Raw genomic sequence first — 1059 nt, forward strand, 5'->3', positions numbered from 1 at the left:
AACAAGCCGAGATTCATCTGGTTTCGGTAGATTATACCTTGCGCTTGCAGGATGTCTATGCGAAGGTGGTGCGTAGGGGTTAGACTCATGTCGATGCTCCGTTTGAGCGTCTCGCGGCTAGGGTAGGGCTGGCCATGTTCAAGCCACGCCTGGAGTTCGTGCAACTCCTGCTGCCACTGGGGGGCGCTTGGCGCTGCACTGGCAACGACAGGGGCCACATAGCCACGCGGGACACGAATGGTATGTTCGTGCAACAGTTCGGCAGGCACATCAACGCCAAGCGCCGTCGCAATGCGGGGATCGAGCGTTACCGCATCGTCGCCGACGGTGCCATACTAGCGCAACAGAGCGCGGAGGTTGGCATCGGCAACGGCATATCAGTGGCGAGTGACGAGTGACGAGTGGCGAGTGGCGAGTGGCGAGTAACGAGTGGCGAGCAGAACATGCGTTATACCCTGCTTACCGTTGGCTTACTTTGCAGTAGGCAAGGTTTCAGGTATTTCGTTTCAGATGTTAGCTGGAGCGCATCAGAAAGCGATGCATGGCACCGAGCTGTAAAGCAGCCTGAAGCCGTGTCATAGGTATCCGTTCAGGGGAGAGGCTCTTTTATGTTACCGCGAAGAGAGCGAAGTACGCGAAGTACGCGAAGATCGGGCATATGGGATACCGTCATCGCCTTTCTTCGCGGTCTTCGTGGTCTTCGCTCCCTTCGCGTTGCAACGTAAGAGCATGTTGTCGTCATGATCGTAGCGGATCGCCCCCCCCTGAACGGATACGTGTCATAGCGCAAAAGTAACGCTATCATGCGGTCTACGTCACCCCGATTGTCAAGTTATCAAATGGCCTGCGGGCCAGTGGCTCGTGAGAAACGGAGTGAGCACGCCGCGCCCCTCCGCTGGCTGAGCCCTGAGCTTGTCGAAGGGTCGAAGCCAGCGGAGGGGCGCGGCGCGGGGCTTCGACAAGCTCAGCCAGCGCCGAGAGAGCAATATGGCGCGCCTGCACCGCCAGGGGCGTATGGTGCAGCGGGGTGGCACCAACCAGACCCAGAGCGCGACGCAG

Annotated in this window: 2 protein-coding genes; both read right to left on the reverse strand. The window is 59.1% G+C overall.

Translation table 11 applies throughout. From position 1 onward, the window contains the following. The coding region (locus CJ255_RS23165; protein ID WP_133117026.1) for a hypothetical protein at window positions 1-269 on the reverse strand (269 nt) is incomplete at its 3' end. Window positions 270-810: 541 nt separating this feature from the next. After that, window positions 811-1059 (reverse strand): hypothetical protein (locus tag CJ255_RS23930; RefSeq protein WP_165774893.1); only part of this gene is annotated, 249 nt, incomplete at its 5' end.

Source organism: Candidatus Viridilinea mediisalina (assembly GCF_002532535.1).
GTDB classification, from domain to species: domain Bacteria; phylum Chloroflexota; class Chloroflexia; order Chloroflexales; family Chloroflexaceae; genus Viridilinea; species Viridilinea mediisalina.